Source organism: bacterium CG_4_10_14_0_2_um_filter_33_32 (genome assembly GCA_002792735.1).
GTDB lineage: Bacteria > Patescibacteriota > CPR2_A > CG2-30-33-46 > CG2-30-33-46 > CG2-30-33-46.
In genome coordinates this window covers 1-19,698 of the sequence record PFOW01000016.1, presented here as the reverse complement: position 1 = coordinate 19,698, position 19,698 = coordinate 1, and the positions used below count along the sequence as shown (strand labels likewise).

21 protein-coding genes are annotated in these 19,698 nt (G+C 33.7%); 11 read left to right on the top strand and 10 right to left on the bottom strand.

Annotated features, from left to right (window positions below; genetic code table 11):
* Position 1: 1 nt before the first annotated feature.
* Entirely contained in the window at positions 2–946 is a 945-nt protein-coding gene (locus COX95_01350; protein ID PIZ86450.1) for a glucose-1-phosphate thymidylyltransferase, read from the top strand.
* Between the two features lie 4 nt (positions 947–950).
* On the opposite strand, the gene COX95_01345 is transcribed toward COX95_01350, so the two are convergent.
* Complete coding sequence (locus tag COX95_01345; GenBank protein PIZ86449.1) at positions 951–2,315, bottom strand: hypothetical protein; 1,365 nt, start codon at positions 2,313–2,315, stop codon at positions 951–953.
* Positions 2,316–2,480: 165 nt separating this feature from the next.
* Here COX95_01345 and COX95_01340 point away from each other — a divergent pair, with 165 nt between their 5' ends.
* The 8 genes from COX95_01340 to COX95_01305 all read left to right on the top strand — a co-directional run bounded on the left by COX95_01340 (position 2,481) and on the right by COX95_01305 (position 10,483).
* The gene (locus COX95_01340; protein ID PIZ86448.1) at positions 2,481–5,312 is read left to right on the top strand and encodes an excinuclease ABC subunit UvrA; all 2,832 of its coding nucleotides are present in this window, start codon (positions 2,481–2,483) and stop codon (positions 5,310–5,312) included.
* Positions 5,313–5,413: 101 nt separating this feature from the next.
* Positions 5,414–6,679 (top strand): hypothetical protein, encoded by a 1,266-nt coding sequence (locus tag COX95_01335; GenBank protein PIZ86447.1) that lies wholly within the window; start codon positions 5,414–5,416, stop codon positions 6,677–6,679.
* Positions 6,633–6,875, top strand: coding sequence for a hypothetical protein (locus tag COX95_01330; GenBank protein PIZ86446.1), 243 nt, complete (start codon positions 6,633–6,635; stop codon positions 6,873–6,875). Before COX95_01335 ends, COX95_01330 begins: the two co-directional genes overlap by 47 nt.
* 96 nt (positions 6,876–6,971) lie before the next feature.
* Positions 6,972–7,325 (top strand): hypothetical protein, encoded by a 354-nt coding sequence (locus COX95_01325; protein ID PIZ86445.1) that lies wholly within the window; start codon positions 6,972–6,974, stop codon positions 7,323–7,325.
* 100 nt (positions 7,326–7,425) lie between these two features.
* Positions 7,426–7,764, top strand: a complete 339-nt coding sequence (locus COX95_01320; protein PIZ86444.1) for a hypothetical protein — start codon at positions 7,426–7,428, stop codon at positions 7,762–7,764.
* Positions 7,765–7,957: 193 nt separating this feature from the next.
* Positions 7,958–8,269, top strand: coding sequence for a hypothetical protein (locus COX95_01315; GenBank protein ID PIZ86443.1), 312 nt, complete (start codon positions 7,958–7,960; stop codon positions 8,267–8,269).
* Entirely contained in the window at positions 8,187–8,948 is a 762-nt protein-coding gene (locus COX95_01310; protein PIZ86442.1) for a hypothetical protein, read from the top strand. The genes COX95_01315 and COX95_01310 overlap by 83 nt, the downstream gene beginning before the upstream one ends.
* 125 nt (positions 8,949–9,073) lie before the next feature.
* Entirely contained in the window at positions 9,074–10,483 is a 1,410-nt protein-coding gene (locus COX95_01305; GenBank protein PIZ86441.1) for a hypothetical protein, read from the top strand.
* 3 nt (positions 10,484–10,486) lie between these two features.
* Here COX95_01305 and COX95_01300 read toward each other — a convergent pair whose 3' ends face one another.
* The 9 genes from COX95_01300 to COX95_01260 all read right to left on the bottom strand — a co-directional run bounded on the left by COX95_01300 (position 10,487) and on the right by COX95_01260 (position 17,588).
* Entirely contained in the window at positions 10,487–10,747 is a 261-nt protein-coding gene (locus tag COX95_01300; protein PIZ86440.1) for a hypothetical protein, read from the bottom strand.
* Positions 10,744–11,319 carry a hypothetical protein gene (locus COX95_01295; protein ID PIZ86439.1) on the bottom strand — a complete coding sequence of 192 codons (576 nt, stop codon included), beginning with the start codon at positions 11,317–11,319 and terminating at the stop codon, positions 10,744–10,746. The genes COX95_01300 and COX95_01295 overlap by 4 nt, the downstream gene beginning before the upstream one ends.
* 4 nt (positions 11,320–11,323) lie before the next feature.
* Positions 11,324–11,938: a hypothetical protein gene (locus COX95_01290; protein ID PIZ86438.1), complete on the bottom strand. Its 615-nt coding sequence runs from the start codon at positions 11,936–11,938 to the stop codon at positions 11,324–11,326.
* Position 11,939: 1 nt separating this feature from the next.
* Positions 11,940–13,019, bottom strand: coding sequence for a hypothetical protein (locus COX95_01285; GenBank protein ID PIZ86437.1), 1,080 nt, complete (start codon positions 13,017–13,019; stop codon positions 11,940–11,942).
* 73 nt (positions 13,020–13,092) lie between these two features.
* Positions 13,093–14,304 carry a hypothetical protein gene (locus COX95_01280; GenBank protein PIZ86436.1) on the bottom strand — a complete coding sequence of 404 codons (1,212 nt, stop codon included), beginning with the start codon at positions 14,302–14,304 and terminating at the stop codon, positions 13,093–13,095.
* Positions 14,301–14,864 (bottom strand): hypothetical protein, encoded by a 564-nt coding sequence (locus tag COX95_01275; GenBank protein PIZ86435.1) that lies wholly within the window; start codon positions 14,862–14,864, stop codon positions 14,301–14,303. The genes COX95_01280 and COX95_01275 overlap by 4 nt, the downstream gene beginning before the upstream one ends.
* Positions 14,861–15,358 (bottom strand): hypothetical protein, encoded by a 498-nt coding sequence (locus COX95_01270; GenBank protein ID PIZ86434.1) that lies wholly within the window; start codon positions 15,356–15,358, stop codon positions 14,861–14,863. The genes COX95_01275 and COX95_01270 overlap by 4 nt, the downstream gene beginning before the upstream one ends.
* Before the next feature lie 19 nt (positions 15,359–15,377).
* Entirely contained in the window at positions 15,378–15,851 is a 474-nt protein-coding gene (locus COX95_01265; GenBank protein ID PIZ86433.1) for a hypothetical protein, read from the bottom strand.
* 15 nt (positions 15,852–15,866) lie between these two features.
* Positions 15,867–17,588 (bottom strand): type II secretion system protein GspE, encoded by a 1,722-nt coding sequence (locus COX95_01260; protein PIZ86432.1) that lies wholly within the window; start codon positions 17,586–17,588, stop codon positions 15,867–15,869.
* A 163-nt stretch (positions 17,589–17,751) separates the two neighbouring features.
* Here COX95_01260 and COX95_01255 point away from each other — a divergent pair, with 163 nt between their 5' ends.
* Positions 17,752–18,435, top strand: coding sequence for a macrolide ABC transporter ATP-binding protein (locus COX95_01255; GenBank protein PIZ86458.1), 684 nt, complete (start codon positions 17,752–17,754; stop codon positions 18,433–18,435).
* Positions 18,416–19,636: a hypothetical protein gene (locus tag COX95_01250; protein ID PIZ86431.1), complete on the top strand. Its 1,221-nt coding sequence runs from the start codon at positions 18,416–18,418 to the stop codon at positions 19,634–19,636. The genes COX95_01255 and COX95_01250 overlap by 20 nt, the downstream gene beginning before the upstream one ends.
* Positions 19,637–19,698: the final 62 nt, after the last annotated feature.

Sequence of the window (19,698 nt, the reverse complement as noted above, 5' to 3'; positions counted from 1 at the left end):
AATGAAGGTTTTAATTTTAGCGGGCGGTTTTGCAACAAGGTTGTGGCCTCTATCTGAGAAAAAGACAAAGCCCTTATTGCCCGTAGGCGGTAAGTCTATCATTTCCCATTTGGTAGATAAGATTAACCCAGATTTAGAAATAGTTATATCCACCAATGAACAGTTTGAAGATCAATTTCAGGATTGGAAAGAAAAAAATTATCCCGATCGAAATATTAATATTTTAGTAGAGCCGTCAAAATCAGAAAAGGATAAAAAAGGAGCTATCGGAGCTATCGGATATGCTGTCGAAACATATAATATCCATGATGACCTTCTTGTTGTAGCGGGAGATAATTTGATTACTTTTGATATAAATGAATTCATAAATAAATTTGATGGTAATAGCTTGGTGGCTTTTTATGACATAAAAGATAGGGAAGCAGCAAAAAAATTTGGCGTGGTTGAGATTAAAGATAATAAGGTTATTGATTTTGAAGAAAAACCATCTGAGCCTAAATCAACAATTGTTTCCACTCTCTGTTATATTTTGCAGAAAGAAGTTTTAGGTGATTTAAAAGAATTTATAAAAACAGGTAAGGACAATGCGGGTGATTTTATTGCTTTTTTAGTAAATAATAAATCATTTATTGTCAGACCCTTTGTATTTTCCGGTCTTTGGTTTGACATAGGTTCATTCGAAGCTTATTTAGAGGCTAATACTCAAATTCAGGGTTCTCCAATTATATCCGAAAAAGCTTTAGTTTCAGAAGATTCAAAAATCCTAGGCAGCAGTTTTATAGAATCTGAGGTAGTTATAGAAAATTCCATAATAGAACATTCTGTTATTATGGAAGGTTGTAAAATAAAAAATTCAACAATTAGAAATTGTATTATTGATGATAATTGTGTAATGACTAACGTTACCCTAGAGAATCAGATGGTTAGAAATAAAACTAAAATTTAGCAAATTAGAACTCTGATCCGCCTTTTTTCCAATAAGGTTCTTTGCTATAGCCTAGTTTTTCTTGTTCAAATCTAAATGCGTCTTCTTTACTTAAGATATCTTCAACAATATTCACTATTTTTTGTGAAACATTTTGTCCATATAAACTTGGTACATTTGCCATTTCTCGATGATCATCAGCACTCAAAACTATTTTTGTGATTAGTCCGGAATTAATGGGCGGAGCAATAATATTAGCACCAGCCATTACTGATTCGCTTCTATCAGAGTTAAATCTTAAGGTTGCGCAAGGAATTCCAAGAATATTAGCTTCTTCTTGCATTGATCCGGAATCTGTTACAAATAGGGTAGCTTTTTTCATAGCCGCGATTACATCGGTATAGAAAGGCCAAACAGGTGAGTATATAAAGTTTTTATTAATTTTCGCTAGATTTTCTATTTTTTCTTTAAGGTCATATTCTTTTAATGCATATTCGGTTGCTGGTAAGGAAATTAAAAGAACATTTTTCCCCATAGAGATTATTTGCTCAATAGAGTCTACTATTGTGGTAAATCTGTGGAATGATGAGACATTTTCTCTTCGATGAATGCAAAATCTTATAAAACCATCTTTAAGAATCGGGAACTTATCAAATATTGTAGAATCTTTTGCTTTTTCCTCAACCATTTTAATGGAATCGGCAACAGTATTACCAACCGTAAAAACCCTATCTGATTCAAATCCTTCCTCTAAAATACATTTTGCATTTAATTCTACCGATGCAAAATGGAAAGAAGCAGCGGTTTCTGCAACTCTTGTATTAAATTGTTCAGGGTAAGGCTCGCGCGAACCTTTGATCCAGTTATTATTTCCTAAAAGTGATTGTCTGTATGATTCAAAATCAAACTTATCAAGAATTTTATTAAAAATTTCTTTTTTTGGCGTAAATGTTCTAAGCCCTGCTTCTACATGAGCAACGCTTGCTACATTTACATATGAGCCTACAGCTCCAGCCATGGCGGTAGCCGTGTCTCCATGAACATAAGGCAGCATTATTTTACCTCGTTTCTTTGCCTCGTCTACGATCCAGCCTAGGCGATCTATAATTTGGGATACTTTTTGATAGAAGGTGCCTTCTATATTAAGGTTAAAATCTGCATCAATATCAAATTCTTGCTCTAGCCCACCACTTAAATTCCAGTCTTTATGCTGCCCGGTATGTCCGACCATAAAAGGAAGTTTTTGTTTTTTTAGTTCAAATATTAGTGGCGCTTGTTTTATAATGTCTGGTTTGGTGGCTATCAATACCAAATGAATATATTTTTCTTTAATTCCCGCAACTTTTTCCCAAAAGTCTTTTTTTATAGTAATATTTTGATAATTATCCATTAGATTTTCCTTTAATATAGATATATTTTAAACGTATTCTGTTTGAGTGACAAGGGTATTAAAAGTATAATTTTTGTGTTGGTTAGATTTAGGGGGTTGAACGGGCTTGACTTCTATTATATAATTGTTCTGTTTTACTACTTTTTAAAACAGAAGGATTCAATAATGGAAAAAATAATAGTTAAAGGCGCAAGAGAGCATAATCTTAAAAATATAGATATTGAGATACCTCGTGATAAGTTTGTTGTTATAACCGGTATTTCTGGATCAGGTAAGTCTTCTCTTGCATTTGATACTATTTATGCAGAAGGGCAGAGGCGGTATGTAGAGTCTCTTTCATCTTATGCTAGACAATTTCTGGGTTTAATGGAAAAACCTGATGTTGAAAAGATTGATGGTTTATCGCCGGCTATTTCAATCGACCAAAAATCAACTTCACGAAATCCCAGATCTACAGTGGGTACAGTGACAGAAATTTATGATTATCTTAGATTATTATTCGCCAGAACAGGAAAGCCCCACTGTACTAATTGCGGTAAAGAAATTAAAAGACAGACATCCTCTCAAATCATTGAAAAGGTATCATCTTTTCCTAAAGATATTAAGATAATGATTATAGCACCAGTAGTTAAAAGTAGAAAAGGTGAGCATCGTTATGTATTGGAGGAAATTAAAAAAGCAGGTTATGTTAGGGTTAGGGTTGATGGAAAAATCTATGATATCGAAGAGGAATTTGATATTGATAAAAATAAAAAACACACAATAGAAGTTGTTGTAGATCGTATAAAAATAGATCCTGATAATAGGAAGAGATTGGCGGATTCTATAGAAGCGGCTTTAAATCTGGGGGATGGAGAAATAACTGTTCATAATATTGATACCGAAGAAGAACATTTATTTTCAGAAAAATTTGTCTGTGTTGATTGCGGAATAAATATTTCAGAAATTCAGCCTAGGACATTTTCTTTTAATAGCCCACACGGAGCGTGTCCTGTATGTACCGGTCTTGGTACAAAATTAAAAGTAGAGGAAAGTTTTGTCTTGCCAAACCCAAGGCTTACTATTCTAGAAGGCGCTATTAGGCCATGGACAAGGACAGCTGCTAGAATGACATGGTTTGAGAGGATTTTAAAGGAAGTTGCAAAGCGATTTAATTTTTCCTTAGATGTGCCTGTGGGTGAATATCCAAAGGAAATTAGAGATATGGTTATTTATGGAACTGGTGATGAACTATATACAGTTGAAGCAGATTCTGATTATATGGGCTCTGTAAGAGAGATCAACACAACCTATGAAGGCGTAATACCAAACCTAAAAAGAAGATATGAGGAAACAGACTCAGATTATATGAGAAAAGAAATTGAAAGATATATGAGAATTATGCCTTGTCCAGATTGTCAGGGGAAGAGACTTAGAAAAGAGGCGCTTCACGTAACAATAGGCGGAAAATCTATAGTTGATGCAGCAAGCATGCCGATTAACAAAGCCATTAAATTTTTCAAGGAAATAAAATTTAAGGATTTTGAACAAAAGATTGCTTTCCAAATATTAAAAGAAATAGATCAAAGGTTAAATTTTTTAGTTAATGTTGGCTTATCTTATTTAACTCTTAATAGATCAGCCAGCACTTTGTCTGGCGGTGAAGCGCAAAGAATAAGATTAGCTACTCAAATCGGTAGCTCATTAATGGGTGTTTTATATATTTTAGATGAACCATCTATAGGTCTTCATCAAAAAGATAATACAATGCTAATAAATACCTTAAAGAATCTTAGGGATTTGGGTAATACGGTTATAGTTGTTGAGCATGATGAAGAAATAATACTTTCCGCTGATCATGTTATTGATATAGGGCCCGGAGCCGGTATTTACGGCGGTAGAATTATTGCTACAGGTACCCCCGATGATATAAGAAATAACAAAAAATCTTTAACAGGTAAATATCTTAAGGGGGATAGGGTTATTGAAGTTCCTTCAAAGAGAAGAAAGGGATTAAAAGAATCTATCAAAATAGTTGGTGCTTCAGAATTTAATTTAAAAAATGTTGATATAGAAATTCCTCTTGGTAAATTTGTGTGCATAACGGGCGTTTCCGGATCTGGCAAGAGTACTCTTCTAGATGAAATACTATCAAAATATCTATCAATGAAATTCTATAATGCACAGGAAGTGCCAGGCAAATTTAGGGAAATTACAGGGGATGAATATTTGGATAAGGTTATTAGTATTGATCAGTCACCAATCGGTAGAACTCCTCGTTCTAATCCCGCTACATATACGGGCGTATTTACTCCTATAAGAGAACTTTTTGCCCAATTGCCTGAAGCTAGAATGAGAGGTTATAAGTCCGGACGCTTCAGTTTTAATGTTAAAGGTGGTCGTTGCGAAACTTGTAGGGGTGATGGTGTCATTAAAATTGAAATGCACTTTTTGCCTGATGTATACGTCACTTGTGAGGAATGTAAGGGAAGAAGATATAATAGGGAAGCCTTAGAAATATTATACAAAGGTAAGAATATTTCTGAAGTATTGGATATGACAGTTGAACAGGCTTTGGAATTCTTTAAGCATATACCTTCGATAAAAACGAAATTAGCGACTTTAAATGAAGTAGGTTTGGGTTATATACATTTAGGACAGCAGGCAACAACTCTTTCTGGGGGTGAAGCGCAGAGGATTAAATTAGCATCAGAATTATCAAGAAAATCTACAGGTAAGACATTATATATTCTTGATGAACCAACTACTGGTTTGCATTTTGAGGATGTAAGAAACCTTTTATCTGTTTTGCATAAATTAGTTGATAGAGGAAACACAGTTATTGTCATCGAGCATAATTTAGATGTTATTAAGACCGCTGATTGGATTATTGATCTTGGGCCAGAAGGCGGAGACGCCGGAGGCTACTTGATAGCTGCAGGTACTCCCGAAGATGTAGTAAAAGTCAAAAACTCATATACTGGTCAATATCTTAAAAAGATGCTTTCAAAAAAATAACTTCTTACTTTAGCGATATCCTAAAAAGTTTTCACGATAAAAAAATACATATAAGCTGTTGACTGCATCTTGTCCCGCATAATATAATTAATCTACTGACTATGAGAATTTTAAAACTTCTAAAATTCCCCTTTTGGGGATCTGGTTCCGGTACTTATGCAAGAAAGTTGGCTGAAAAGCTTGCTAAATTAGGTAATGACGTAGCTATAGTTGCTCCTGATGATAGAGGCATTAGAGGTGTAAAGATCTATACAGCTAAGCTTCCTTTTTTTGCAGCTATAACTGGGCATAGTGAATATCCTGGTTGTAAGCTATATTCTAATTTAACTCCGCAAGAGATTAATGCTATTCTAGCTAGTTTTGTAAAGACAATTTTAAAGGCCGTAGACGAATTCAAGCCTGATATTATATATGTTCATCATGCCTCGTTCTTCACTTGGATAGCAAGCTATATCCGTTCTATCTACAATATTCCCTATATAGTGATCGAACATGGTACTGGTATTCTAAATTCTACACTTGACCGACGTTATCTTACTTTAACTCGTGACAGTCTAAATCATGCTGAATATATAATTTGTGTTTCAGGGGACACTAAAAGATGGTTTCAAAGGGTTTATGGTAAACGTCATGCAAATAAAATAAGAATTATTCCTGGAGGTGTTGATTCGGAAACATATAAACATGAAGCTCCTATTAAGATAATTAGCAAAAAATATCAATTAAAAGATAAAAAATTAGTGATTTTTACGGGTAAACTAACTAAACCTAAGGGTACAGAATATTTGGTAAAGGCTGCTCCTAAAATTGATGCAGAAATATATATTTTAGGATCAGGCGACGAGCTGTCAAATCTACAAGAAATTGTTAAAGAAAAAAAGATTAAGAATGTTCATTTTTTGGGATATTTTGGGCCTGAATACGTAAAGGAACTCAAAGAATTTTATCGTAGGGCCGATGTTTTTGTATGCCCTTCTATTTGGGATGAGCCCCTAGGCCTAGTGGTATTAGAGGCCATGGCTTCGGGTACGCCGGTTGTAGGATCAAAAAGAGGAGGTATACCGCTCGCAATTAAAAATAATGTAAACGGTTTTTTGGTAAAAGCTCGTTCTTCCAGCGCTATCGCAGATGCAGTAAACAAGATACTCCATGACCCAGTCTTAAGAAAAAGACTTTCTAAAGAAGCTAGAAAAACAGTTGAGGAAAAATTTAATTGGCTTACTATAGCACAGAGATATGAAAGAATATCCAGGAATACGATTGATATTCATCAGGGTAAAGTAAAACTAACAAAAAAGAAATTATCCTATATTAATGTTGATGCGGGTAAAAAAGAGCTTAAAGGAAGAAAACTGGATTATATTTAATCAAAAAATAAGTCGAGGTACAATGAAAAAACTAAAAATAGCGGTTGTGATACCGCCCTTCACAACTCTTCCTGCTCATGGTCAAGGAGGCACTGAACGCATTGCAGAAGGTATGATAAATGAGCTATTAATAAGAGGGCATAAAGTTACGCTTCTTGGTGCAGGTAGATGTAAAACAAAAGCTAAGTTTATATAAATATTTTCTAAAACTATTTCTGAACAAAATTTTAATACCGCATATACTGAGGCTGCAAGGGCTTTAAGGATTGAGACTGCTTATATCACAAAAGTTATGGATTTTATTTCCAAAAATGATGGTAAATTTGACGTGATATTTAATCATATGAGGGGCGGATATCTTATGTTGCCTTTGGCTAAGTACTTAAAAAATCCTATTATTTCTATTATGCATTTGCCGATTTTTAATGAAGTTGGGGAAGTTCTTAAATTGTTTAAATCACCTAATATTATTACTATATCCAATAATCAGAGAAAACCGGTCCCTAAAGTAAAATATCTTGCTACTGTTTATAACGGTATCAATATTTCTGAATTCAAATTTGATGATAAGCCGGAAGATTACTTTCTCTTTATTGGCGCTATGGGTGAGTATAAGACCCCTCATTTAGCAATACAGGCCGGCTAAAAAAGCGAAAGTAAAGCTTATTTTGGCCGGAGGCAAAAAAAGAGAGCCATATTTTAGCACCAAAGTTGCTCCTTTAATAGATAATAAAAATATTTAATATATCGGTGAGGTTTCCGGTAAAAAGAGAATAGAATTATTCAGAAAAGCGAAGGGGTTTTTGTTTCCTATAACATGGGAAGAACCTTTTGGTCTTGTTGTAATAGAAGCAATGGCATGTGGAACCCCTGCAATAGCTTTGAATCACGGCGCGATGTCTGAAATAATCAAAAACGGGAAAACGGGGTTTGTGGTTAAAAATGTTGATGAAATGGTCAAGGCCATTAAGAAAATAGATCAAATAAAAAGAGATGATTGCCGAAAAGAAGTAGAGAAAAGATTTTCTTATCAGCGCATGGTTGATAATTATTTAAAAGCTTTCGAGAAGATAAAAAGAGGTTAGACTTTTTACTTCAGCTAAATTTATTTGGCGGATTGCTAATATTAATCAATTTATACATTGTTTAGTAATCATTGAATCAATCGTCAATTAATATTAAAATTACATAAGTTAGGAATTAGTTTTTATGAAAATTGTTATTATCTCGCCACTATGAGAAAGAACTCCTCCAAGAAAATATGGGGGCACTGAGAGAATAGTTTATGCTTTGACCGAAGGCTTAGTAAAAGAAGGGCATGATGTGACTTTGTTTGCAACAGGAGACTCAGTTACATCTGCAAAGCTTATGTCGGTTTATCCAAGGTCTCTTTATACTGATGGTGTTTCTTGGAGCAATGCGTACTGGCCATCTATAAATATTTCAAAGGCCATTGAATATTCTAGAAAAATAAAAGCGGATATAATTCATAGTCACAGTCAGTATTATGGATATGTCTTTTCCCCTTTATCTCCAATTCCGATGTTGCATACCCCATCATGGCACTTTAAAGTCTCAAAGTATAGGTAAGGAAAAACAGGCTACTTTAGATTATTTTAAAAAAGCAAATTACATATCAATTTCTAGGTCACAGCGAGAACCAATGCCTTACCTTAATTGGGTTGGTAATGTTTATAACGGCATTGACGTTGATTCTTTTTATTTTAATGCAAGGAAAGGTCAGTATTTGTTATGGATGGGGCGTTTTACTCCTAAGAAGGGGCCAAAAGAGGCAATAATAATTGCCAATAAGACCAAAAGGAAATTAATATTAGCCGGTAAAATAGAAAAAAACAACAGGAATGACTATAATTTTTATAAAAAAGAAATTAAGCCATTGATAGACAATAAAAATATTTGTTATGTAGGAGAAGTATCTCAAGGTAAAAAAGTACAGCTTTATAAAAATGCATTATGCTTGCTTAATACGATAAAATGGGATGAACCCTTTGGTTTAATTCCCATGGAGGCAAATGCATGTGGAACTCCGGTTATATCTTTTGCGGAAGGTGCACTTAATGAAACCATTAAAAACGGACATAATGGCTTTTTAATTAAACCAAACAATCTGAATGGTATGATAAAATCTTTAAAAGATATAGACAAAATAGATAGATTAACATGCAGAAAATGGGTGGAAGATAAATTTTCCGTAAGCCGAATGGTGACTGATTATATAAAAGTTTATCAAAAATTTGTTAAAAAATAATTTTCTATAAAAATAATTATTTACATATTATGTGTCAACCGATAAACGATTATTGATCTATTATTTATGAATAAAAATGATTAAATTGAAGCATAAAATAACTATAAGAGTTATAATAACAAATTATGTATGAAACAAGCGATAAGGTTAAACAGCAAATAATTAATCTACCCCATAAGCCCGGTGTTTATTTTTTCTATGATCAAGGCAGGCACGTGATTTATATTGGTAAAGCGGCCGATCTGAAAGAACGTGTAAATTCTCATTTTCGAAATCCTTTATCAGCTAGAGATTTTAATAAGGTAAAAAATACAGAAAAAATTACTTCTATAGAATGTCAGTCGGAGATAGAGGCATTATTTTTAGAACCGGAATTTATTAAAAGATATCAACCAAAATATAATGTTGAATGGAAAGACAATAAAAACTTTCTTTATGTTGAAATTAAAAAAGATAATATTCCGGAGATTAAATTAGTAAGGAAACCGTATAAAAAACCTAGTATGGTTTTTTATGGTCCATATGTTGATTCTAAGGCAATTAGACGGGCATTAAGACTGTTAACCCGTATATTTCCTATAAAGTATTCAGAAAGAGGTGCTTTTAGGCCGGGGATAAGATGGCATCAGGAAATTATTGAGAAAATGTTTCCAAAAGCAAATTTTTATAGAAGGATTAAGCTATTCTTTCAAGGTAAAGTAGGGAAGTTAATAAAAGAATTTCAAGATGAAATGAATCAATCGGTTAAGCATCAACAATTTGAAAAAGCAGCATTATTTAGAGATAGAATTAAGGCGTTAGTGCACGTAAAAGAAACGGCTATATTTAGAAAAGAAGAGTCAGAAAGCATCAAGGCAGATCAAGGCCTTATAGAATTAAAAAAAGTATTAAAGCTAAAAAATTTTCCTAATTTAATAGAAGCTTACGATATATCCAATATTTTTGGCAGCGAGGCTGTTGGTTCAATAGTTTATTTTAAAGGTGGGGTTTCTGATAAGAGTAATTATAAAAGATTTAGGATCAGGTTGGTTAAAGGTATAAATGATTACGGTATGATGAAAGAAGTTTTAGACAGAAGATTTAACAATAAAAAAAATATTCCGGATTTGGTATTGATTGATGGAGGAAAAGGCCATTTAGGAGTTGCTTTAAAAACTGTAAGAAACATTAGCGATAAGATAGATGTAGTTTCTATTGCAAAAAGAGAGGAAGAATTATTTATCCATGATGATGGAAAAGGCATCTTTGAAAAAGTTATACTGGCAAAAAATAATTCAGCACTTTTATTGATACAAAGGATTAGAGATGAGGCTCATCGTTTTGCAATTACATATCATAGGCTTCTTAGAGCCAAAAAAACACGGCATTCCGTTTTAGACGATATAGGTGGAGTAGGTAGGATTACTAAAAACAAATTGATTAAGGAATTTAAGACTATCGAAAATATCAAAAAAGCTCCATTAAATGAACTTCGGAGCATCGTCGGTCAAAAAATAGCGATCAAAATTAAAGAAAGTTTAGGAAAAATAAAATAATAATTAATGGAATGGGTCATCTTTGCCTATCCCGTTTGTTGTATCAATGGGTTGGCCTAGGTAGATGAACTCTTGTATTGTTTTAATCCCTTCTTTGTTTATTTTAGTGCTTTTTTCTTGCGCATTAGCTTCTTTTGCAGGACCATACATAGTAAGATAAGTTAGGACAAAAAGTGTGGTAGACATAGCTACTATTAAAAGGAAATAAAACCATAAAAGTCCTTTACGTGAGATACTCTTTTTTTTACTAAATGTTATATTCATGGTGACACATAGATTACTATTGATATTGACCCTTCTAATTGACCCGGATGATTCTTATCATCTGTTTTTAGGTTAGCCTTTTTTATAGATGTAAATCTTGATAAATTTTCTAGTGTTTGTGAAAATTTCATTGCATTGTCATAAGTTCCTATAAATTGTATATCGATTGGTAGTTCGTAAAAATTACCGTTTTTAGTCAATTGCGTAAGCTGAGGAGATGTGGCACTGTTAGTTTGACTGTTTTGTGTTGCAACTTTTACCGAGGATAAAGCTATACCTGAGTCACTTATTGCGCCCTGAATTTGTGTAATGTAATCAGCCACATCTTTTGTTTTTGGAAACATTTTCTCTAACAAATTAATTTGTTCTTCATATTCCTGATAAGTTTTTGATAATTTTTTTAAATCAATTCCTTTTTGTACCGATAAACTTAAATCCATTTTTTTTACCTGCAAGTTGTCTTTTGTGTCATTTATTCTTTTTATAAAAGGATAGGTAGCAAAATATCCTATCAAAACAATTATTGCTATTGTGATTGCGAAAATATAATATAATAGTTTTTTTTCACCCATAATTTTACTTTAATTTAGTTTGAAATGAAAAGTCATATTTGTTTTTTTCTTTTTGCCATGCCGAAGATTCAAAATCTATATAATCAAATAATGTTGAGGTAGAAAGAGCTTCTTTAAATTTCATTATAGAAACAAGGTCACCTGCTTCTCCTCTCATTGTAAGAAGTATTTGTTGTGGGGGGCTAACAGATTTTTTGGTATTTTGACTCCCGGAGTCTTTGCTGTCGGTTTCTTGGCTGCTTTTTTTAGTTAGTATAGGTGTTGCCGATAATTCGTTTACAGTAATATTAGCAGGTATTTTATTTTTTATTTCTTCCAAAACATTAAACCACTTTAGGCCTTGTTTTTTTAATTCATTAATATTTTCAATACTTTTGTTAAATTTAGAGACTTTATTTTCTACATCTTTGTATTTATCGTTTTTTTGCTTTTGGTTAGCTATTTGAGTTTCAACCTCTTTAACGTCTTTGTCAAAATTACCGCCTATAATGAATAGGAAAACAGAAAAACCGATTATTAGGCTTACTGCGATAACAGAAAGCACAATGGCTGTGAAGCTTTCTCTAATGATCTGTTTTTTTGTTCTTTCCTTCGGCGGAAGGAGATTAACTTTAACCATTTTATTTTTCCACCAATTCTCTTAATGCTAAGCCAATTGCTGTTGAATATATGCTGGTCTTTAATTTTGGAATTGCTTTTAATGGATAGGTTGTGATATTAGCCCAAGGATTACCTATTTCAGTTCTAATATTAAATGTTTTTTCAAAAAAATCCACTATTCCGGGTAAATGTGCATTGCCTCCGCAAAATATTATTTTAGAAATAGGATGAGGGTTTTTTGCAAAGTTGCCGTAATAATCAATTGATCTGGATAATTCTCTTTCTAATTGTGAAAGCACGGGTTTGATGTGGTTATTAAATAACTTCGGATGCATTTTTTTGCCCGAGTTAATAAGGTTTCTTTTTACATGTTCTGCTTTTTCAAAGTCTATATCAAGATATTGGCTAATGCCCTGGGTTAGTGTATCTCCGGCAACGTGAGTACTGCCTGTTAGTTGTATAGAGGCAAAGTCATAAATAACAATGCTGGTAATATCTGCTCCTATGTCTGCAATTAATATACCCTTATTTATGCCTTCGGATTTATTGATAAGAGCCCTGCATACAGCCGCTGGCTCTATTTCCATAGCAATAACTTCTAAACCCGCCTTTTTAATAGCTTCAAGATGGCTGTGTATAAGTTTCTGTGGAGCGGCAACTACAAGAATATTGTCCTTTTCATTATTTTTATCATCTCCGGTTTTTACTCTTTCCCAATCTAAATATAGTTCGGATATTGAAAAGGGTATAATTTTTTCAACTTCCAACTTAATTACTTCTTCAAGCTCTTCATCTAACATTTTTGGAAATTGTAAAACTTTAGTGAATATGTGTGAGTCTGGCAACGCACAAACAACCTGTTTCGACGTTATGGGATTTATCTTGCTGTTTTCCATAACTTGTCTAATTGCTAAAGATAAGGCCATGGTATCTATTTTATTATTAGCAAAAACGCTTTTATCAAGAGGCACTTCACCATAACTTGTCAGATGAATTAATTTACCTCTTCTTTCAAGTTGGACAGCCCTAACGCTTGTATAGCCAATATCCAACCCAAAGGGCAATTTCATGCTATTAAAAATATGTCCAAAAACCGACATTTATTTATATATTTATCTTTTATTAATTATATAACAATTAACGCATAACAGTAAATACTTAACCCATTGTTTGTTAATAGCTTTCTTCCCAATGTTCAACTTGTACGGAAGGGGAGTCAGGGTTTTCTAGTTGAAGGATAGGGGATATTCTTGATTCATCGTAGGTGAAAATTAAAGAGCTAAAAAAATTCCGAAGTGCCAGTTCACCTGCTATAACCCCACCATTAACAGATAGATTATTGGCAAAGTTAAAAGTTCGGAATTTATCTAGGCAGTATATAAGACCATCGATAGAAATATTTCTGGCATGTAAGCCCATATTTATTTTCGATTTTGTTAAAATACCAGACAGTGTATTATCAGGATGAGTTACGGTTAGGGTTGGGTTAGGATTTCCTCCGCCAGGACTAGTCATGCCTATATCAATATTTCCATCCGCAACTAATAAACCGTTAACTGTTAATTGTGTCTTTTTTAGATCAATATTTCCGCGTATATATGTAATGCCGTTGAGTGTTAGGCTATTATTTGCAATTAGAAGATCTTTAAACTGCTGCTGCGTATATACATTATCTGCTTGATTTAAGAGGGAGCTTGGATTGTCTGAGTCGAAATCAACCATAGGCATTTCTATAGAACTTGCCGCGAGCGGATAATTTAATGAATGTTTTTCTCCTGTTACATCTAATTGAGAGAAAAGCCAAACATTTATATTGCCCATCGTATAGACACTCCCGATAATATCAACATGGCTGAAACCCCACACATTGATATCTTCTACAGCATATAGATCACCTGTTATATCTGGCGCGCTTGCGAATATGTCGATTCGGCGAGAACCATATAATGCATGTTGCCAGAGTGGTTGAGAGTTGGTGCCTCTAACTATTTTTGCCTTAACTACTCTCTGGGTTGTTAATATGCCAGTTTTGTATTTTCCCGTAGAAGTTACCTGTGCTTCTCCTGGAGCTATACTAACAATCGAAACTGTATAAAGACTATTTGCTACAAGGTAAGGATCTCTTGTAAAAGACGAATTTAAGGTACCATTTATAAATGCTGTTTTATAGGTATTATCATTCTTTACTTTAAACATCGCTTCTTCGACTCCAGATTCTGCTACATAAAAACCTATGATTCCACCTTTATTTGCAGATGCAATTCTAAACTCTGATGTCATCGTACCTATAAAAAAAGATGCTAGTGCTAGCAGCAGAACCATAATTAAAACCGTAGTAATTAAGACGATGCCTCTTTTTTTGCCCAAGAAAATTTTATTTTTCATAAATTTCTTCCAAAATTTTCAGTTCTGAGTTCTATTTTTTGATTATCTTTTTCTACGGTTAGTTCTATGTATATATTTTTTTCACCATAAAAGTTCAATGTGCTTATATTTTGGGCAATAATTTGATCAGAATCAACTGTATATGTAGCCGGCTGTCCTCCTCCGTCGACTGCATCATGATATACCCAAGAATCTGGATCAGTTGAGAAGAAGTAATGGCCCTGTTCTCTTTTGATATCTTGACCGGATAGATAATATCTAATGTATTGAACAGTACTTATATGCCCATCTTTAAATTTAATGTCTGTTTGTGGTGGATCCGGTTCTATTGGTTGTAGGGTTGTAATGATTTGTTCGGCTTGTCTCATCTCACGGCTAATTCTATCTAAGGCAATCCTCCCATTTTGGGATAATTCCGCGTTTAATGCGCCTTTTCTGTGTACTTTCTGTCCAGTGACAAAACTTACATATACAATAGCCAATATCATTACTCCTAATGACGCGCTGATCATAACTTCAATTATAGTAATTCCACTTTTTTTATTACCCATTATTTTCATTTTTTGTTTAATAATCTTACAATTTGTAGGCTTTTTTCTCGACCACTTTCCTTCCAATAGACGTCAGTGACTATTTTTTTTAATCCTGTATCTGCTATAGAAACACTTAAATTGGAGTCTACATATTCAACAGTAACACTTCTTTCATATTTATAGAGCTGGCTATTTGGGTCACTGTCAGCTTTTAACCTTACTTCTATGTTTCCTATTGGGATATCGTCATAATTTTGAGAAATATATTCTTCAGTTTTTTCTTGTGCTAGATTAGCAGCAACTGTTGTTTCTTTTGATTGTCTACCTAATATTATACCCTTAGGGAAAAGGGCAAGTATGGCTACTATTCCTACAGCAAAAATCCCCAAAGCAAATATGACTTCAATTAAAGTAAACCCTTTATTAGAATTCCTAAATCCTAATGACCAATGGCCAACGACCAAGTTAGTACTTGATGATTGAGGTTTGGTTATTTTTTTATTTTTTTGGGTATTGGTCATTGGAGTTTGGTTATTTTTTTTAGTCTCCCTTTACAAAACCGCTTGCTGATATTTCTATTTTTTTAATTTCACCGCGCCCATTTATAAGTATTATTTCCCCAGTAGAATTCGGTACAGCGGCGGAATTGAATTCTATTTCTAGGGGGAGAGGAGATAAACTAATGCTTGAATAGTCTATACCTGAATATAAAAAAGTTGTTTTTATAATTTCTTCGCCACCATCTTTTTTTATTAATTGGTATGAGTTATTTGATGTGTTAAATCTTATTAGATGGTTTTTTTGGCTTGTTACGGTTTTTTGTTGAGTAAGTCTTAGGTCTGAAATTAAATCTCTTTGTACCCCCCTTAACTTGATTGGTGAATACCACGAGTATAATGCAGGAATAGCAAAGGCTGCCAGAATTGAGATAATTGAAATCACCGCTAACATTTCTATTAAGGTGAATCCAATTTGTTTTTTATTTATTAATTTAGGGGTTAAAAAACCGTCCATCTTTATTTATGATAATTATTCTAAAGTTACTCTCCAAACTTCTTCCATTGTTGTGGTGCCGTCTAGGATTTTCATTATTCCGTCTTGTTTCATGCTTACCATGCCTATTCCCATAGCTGCTTTTTGAATTTCACTAGAAGGCACTTTTTTTGTAATAAGTTCTTCTATCGCTCCTTCAATAGATAAAACTTCAAAAATTCCAACTCTTCCTTTATATCCTGTCTGATTGCAAAAACTGCAGCCAATACCCTTGTAGATGCTTACTGAAGTAGAATCGCTATTAATTTTATTTTGCACTTCTTTAGGTAATGTTTTAATATCATCTTTCATTTCGAGAAATATTTCTTTAGGAATTTTAAGTTCTGTTTTGCAATGTTCGCATATTTTTCTTGCTAAGCGCTGTGCAACTATAGTATTGATTGAAGATGCAAGAAGAAAAGGCTCAACACCCATATCGATTAAACGGGGGATAGCTCCGGCAGCATCATTCGTGTGGAGTGTGGAAAGTACTATATGACCGGTTAAAGCTGCGTGTACAGCCATATCAGCGGTTTCAAGATCTCTAATTTCTCCAACCATAATAACGTCAGGGTCTTGTCTTACTATTGCCCTAAGTCCTGAAGCAAACGTAAAGCCTATTTTAGCGTTAACCTGCGATTGATTTATACCATCGATGTAATATTCCACGGGGTCTTCTAGTGTTGTAATATTCATACCAACATTATTCAAAAGCTCGATTGCCGCATAAAGAGTAGTTGATTTTCCAGCTCCTGTTGGTCCTGTAACGAGAGTCATCCCATGGGGTTTATGAATATTTTTTTGCATAAATTCAAAGGATTTGCCCCTCATGCCCAGTTGTTCTAAGGTAAGTATAGCTGTAGTTTTATCAAGAATTCTCATTACAACCTTTTCGCCATTTACTGTAGGTAGGGTTGAAACTCTAAAATCGATTTCTTTGTCGCCATAAATACCATGAAATCTTCCGTCTTGCGGAAGTCTTTGTTCATCGATTTTTAAGTTGGAAATAATTTTAATTCTTGAAATAACAGCCCTGCTTATTGTTAAAGGCAAGGTTACTGTTTTGCGTAATATTCCATCTATTCTATATCTAACTTCTAGATTTTTGGTTGTAGGTTCTATATGTACATCTGATGCTCCTCCTACAACAGCATGTTCAAAAATAGTATTTATGAGCTTAGCTATTGGCGAGTCTTGTTTGATTATATCTACAGCGCTTATACTTTCCAGTTCTTTTTGGCTGCCTGGCAGGATTTTGTCAGTTTCGATAGCTTTTTCTACTTCTGTTTGTATACCGCTATAGCGGTCTAGTAATTTTGTAATGTCAGAAGCTGTTGCCATGTGTGGTTCAATTTCTGAGCCGATTATTTTTTGGACAAATTCCAAGACCGTATATTCTTCTGGTTGTGTAGTGGCAACCTTAAGCGTTTTTGTTTTGTTATCGATATCAAAAGCTACTATGTGATATTTTTTTGCTACGTCTTCAGGGATGTGCTGTATTATATTTTGAGCGACAGTTAAATTGGAAAGATCCACAAAGGGGACTTTCACTATGCTGGCTTTTATTTTTGCATAATCTTTTTCAGATAATATCTTTTTTTCTTTTAGTACTAGCTCTACTGGTTTTTTATTCTTTTTGCTTTCCTGAGTTGCTTCTGTAAGCTGGTCCTTTGTTACCCCTGCTTCTGTTAATAATTTCTCTATTTTTGCATCAGCCACTTAGAGACCTCTAATTAGTTTAATTATATTAAACCATAGGATTAAATCTCGTGCAATCACATTGTAATTTGCCAATTAGATGATAAGTAGTATTATTTTTATAGAATTCATGTAATCATTATTTTGTATATTCGCAAATGTAAATTAAAGGAAAAACTAGATGATTCAAATAGAGCTCAATAATATATCAGAAACATTCACAAGTGAATCGGTTCAAGTAAAAGCATTGTTAAATATTAATTTAAATATTAACAAAGGTGATTTTATTGCTATTATTGGCTCTTCAGGTTCAGGGAAATCCACGCTTATGAATATTATAGGCGCACTTGTGCGACCTACTTCCGGAGTATATAAGCTTGATGGACAAAAAGTTTCAGGGATGAATGATAAAAAACTGGCTAATTTGAGAAAAAACAGAATTGGTTTTGTTTTCCAGAATTTCAATCTTATTCCAAGAATCTCTATACTGTCTAATGTGGAATTACCAATGGTTTATAAAAGAGTGTCTAAAGTAGAGAGAAGAGAAAGAACTCTAACATTGCTAAAAAAAGTGGGCTTAGAGGGAAGATCATCATTTAGACCTAATCAAATATCTGGAGGAGAGATACAGAGAGCAGCTATTGCAAGAGCTTTAGCCAATAATCCGGATATTATATTAGCAGATGAGCCTACGGGGAACTTAGATTCAAAGCGTGGCGAAGAAATTATGAAAATTTTCCAAGATTTGAATAAAGAAGGAATCACTGTCATTTTAGTTACTCATGATATAGAAAAAGCAAGATATGCCAATAGAATCATTAAAATGAAAGATGGTTCTATAGTAGGAGATGAAAATGTTTCTCGATAACTTTAAGATTGCCTTTAACTCAATATTTAGTAATAAAGCACGTTCTTTCTTAACAGTTTTAGGAGTAATTATTGGAGTTGGTTCAGTGGTTTTAATGTTAGCAATAGGCGAGGGAGCGAAAAACAGTGTGTCAAAGATGATTGAATCATTTGGAACTAACGTAATTTTTGTCGTTCCGGGCAAGATCGAAAAAGGGAAAAGTTTTAATCCGGTTGCTACAGTTGGGGAGAATACTCTTACAAACAAGGATGTGGAAGATATTCAAAAAAAGGCTGATAAAATTAAAGATGTTGCGCCGATATCTTTATTGGGCGGATCCCTTGTTTATAATAAACAAATAGCTTCTTCTGCTATAATGGTTTCTTCAACCCCAGCCTTAGCAGATGCCATGAATGGTGAACTTGGTGGTGGAAGATATATTAATGATGATGATATCAATAATAAGAGTAAGGTAGTAGTAATTGGATCAGCTGTAAAAGATGAGTTATTTTCCGATCAAGACCCTGTAGGAAAAAAGGTTACTTTTAGAGATACGACCCTCGAGATTATAGGTTATACCAAGAAAAAGGAACAGAATTTTCAGTTTGGAGGATTTAGTTTCGCCGGTTTTTCAACGATGCCTCGAACAACAGCGATTGATATAACCAAATCAGACCAAATCTTTAGGATTATTTGCAAAGCTGACTCAAATCAGAATGTGGATGCTGCAGTTTCTCAAATCAAATCAACTATTCTAGACAATCATAAAGGTACGGAGGACTTTTCAGTATTAACACAAGATGATATTTTAGGTATTGCTAAAGATATACTAGATCTCCTGACTATCTTGGTGGCTAGTATTGCCGCAATTTCTTTGATTGTTGGCGGAATAGGGATAATGAACATGATGCTTGTTACAGTAACAGAACGTACCCGTGAGATTGGGATAAGAAAGGCCGTGGGCGCTAAAAATTCAGATATATTGATTCAATTTATGATTGAGGCAATTGTAGTTAGTTTTATGGGTGGTTTATTGGGAGTATTACTTGCTTTCGCTGCTAGTTTTGCGGTAGATCGTTTTACTCCACTTTCTCCAGTGATAGATTTAAATTTTATTCTTATAGCATTCTCAATATCCTTTATCGTTGGAGTAATATTTGGTCTTGCGCCTGCAATAAGAGCATCCAGAAAAGATCCTATTGAATCTTTAAGATATGAATAATTAGAATATTAAGATTTGTTCTCTAATGCCCCACATAGTATCCTGAAGCCCAATTCCCTACT